Raw genomic sequence first — 2,283 nt, 5'->3', positions numbered from 1 at the left:
CCCGGCCACCACCCGCTTCAACGACGGCAAGTGCGACCCGCTGGGCCGCTTTTGGGCCAGCACCATCTACGAGCCGCGCGATGCCCGTAAGGCAGAGCTGTACTGCCTGGAAGGCAGCACGCTGCGCAGCATGGCGGGCAATGCCATCACCGGCAATGGCCTGGCCTGGTCGCCGGACGGCAAGACGTTGTACTGGTCGGACACGCCGCACCACATCGTCCACGCCTGGGACTGGGATGCGGTGCCCAACGTGCTGTCGCACTACCGTGAATACCTGCACATGGCCCCCAAGCCCGCAGGCTGGCAGCCGGGCATGCCTGGTTACGGTGGCCGCCCCGACGGCGCGGCGGTGGACGTGCAGGGCAATTACTATTCCGCCCAGTTCGAAGGCCAGCGCCTGTGCAAGTTCTCGCCCGAGGGCGACCTGCTCAACGCCTATGCGTTGCCGGTGCGCTGCCCCACCATGCCCTGCTTTGGTGGTGACGATCTGCAAACCCTGTACCTCACCACCGGCCGCCATGGCCGCCCCGCCGCGGAGCTGGAGGCGATGCCTGCGTCCGGCTGCGTGCTGTCGATGCGGGTGGATGTGCCAGGCCTACCGGTCAACTTCTTCCAAGGTTGACGGCCCGCCCTTTACTACACTTTTAGTAGCTGCTTGTGCTTATGGATTAAGCGCCAGAGGCCAATTTGACCCATAAAAATTAAGAACCAGCGGTGGACTCGGCAGGTGCAATGCCGGTCGCCGACCAGGTCGTGACGCGGTTGCGGCCGTTCTTTTTGGCGTGGTAGAGGGCCTGGTCGGCCAGATCGATCAGCGTGGCCGGGTCGGGCACTTGCGCGCCGATCTCGGCCACGCCGAAGCTCATGGTGACCTTCACGCCGACGTGGTCGCGCAGCGAGTCGCCCAGGTTGGCGTCGATGTCTTCGCGCAGCCGCTCGGCGATCTCCGCCGCCTGGGCCGCCGTGCCACCGGGCAGCATGATGCAGAACTCTTCGCCGCCATAGCGGCCGACAAAATCGCCCAGCCGCAGCCCGCGTGACAGGGCTTTTGCCGCACCCTGGATCACCTGGTCGCCGCCCGCGTGGCCGTATTTGTCGTTTACCTGCTTGAAGTGGTCGATGTCGCACATGATGCAGCTGATGGGGGTGCCGCCTGCCCGGGCCTCGGCGAAGCGCTGCTCGGCCTGCTGCATCAGCGAGCGGCGGTTGAAGATGCCGGTGAGCGCATCGCGCGTGGCCAGCAGCGTGAGCTCTTCGTTCTGGCGCTCGATCTCGCGCTGCGAGGCGCTCAGCTCGCCCATGGCCACCTGCAGCCGCTCGGTGCGCTCGTGCAGTTCGGTCACGTCGGAGAAGGTGGCCAGGCAACCGCGCACCTGGTTGGCACCTTCGATGATGGGGGCGCAGTTCATGACCAGTTCGCGGCGCGGTAGCCCTTCGAACTCCAGCTTCAGCGGCACGCCGAGCACGGCCTTTTTCTGCTGCACCGCCTGGCGCCAGGGCAGGGCCTTGGTATCGGGCGGCATGGCAGCCCGCATCCAGGTGAGTTTGTCGGCATCGACACCGGTGAGCGCCTGCGCATTTTCGTTACACAGATCGCAGAAGGCCCGGTTGGCCAGCATGATGCGACCGGAGAGGTCGAGCACCAGCACACCCTCGGTGAGGGTGTCGAAGGCGTTGCGCACGCGCTCGGGCACGGCAGCGTTCGGGTCCAGGTGGCGCAGTACGCGCCGCAGGTACAACGCGAAAGCCACGAAACCCACGCAGACGATGAACGCCAGCCATTGCGCCAGCGGATCGTGCAGCCAGCCGCGCAGCGTGGTGGGCAGCGCTGGCTCGAAGACGAGTTGCACCTCCCCCCAGGCATTGCCGTTGGAGATCAGCGGCACGCGGATGTTGTCGGCGTTCGACAAATCCCCGGGTGCCAGCTGCCAGCCGCGCACATGTTCTCCCACCTGGGCCAGCGGCTGGCCGCCTACGCCGATCACCCGCACCGACAGCAGTTTCGGTTCGCGCCGTTGTGCGTCCTTCAGCACGTGTTGCACGGCGGAATGCGACCCGGGCAGATCGTCCACGCCCGCGCGCAACGCCACCACCACCTCGCCGCCCACGATGCGCGCCATCTGGCCACGGTAGCGGCGCGCGCTTTCCTCGCGGTCGGGTGGGTAGCCGGTAAACACTTCGCCGATCAGCACCAGCGTGACCATCAGCGACACCAGGCCCAGCGCGATGCGCACGGCGGGGGTCAACATCTTTTGCTGCCAAGCTCTCATGGCGATGCCCCCC

The 2,283-nt window shown here is 66.6% G+C and carries 2 protein-coding genes; one reads left to right on the top strand and one right to left on the bottom strand.

Annotation, left to right across the window (positions count from 1 at the left end):
• A partial coding sequence (locus tag AC097L_RS23225) for an SMP-30/gluconolactonase/LRE family protein (protein WP_479589108.1) occupies positions 1-622 on the top strand: 622 nt, incomplete at its 5' end.
• Positions 623-701: 79 nt separating this feature from the next.
• On the opposite strand, the gene AC097L_RS23220 is transcribed toward AC097L_RS23225, so the two are convergent.
• Positions 702-2,283, bottom strand: a 1,582-nt coding sequence (locus AC097L_RS23220; protein ID WP_479589107.1) for a GGDEF domain-containing protein, incomplete at its 5' end; no start/stop codon positions are given.

This window comes from Rhodoferax sp. RT5P35, from assembly GCF_056521385.1.
This window is presented reverse-complemented; position numbering and strand designations above follow the sequence as displayed.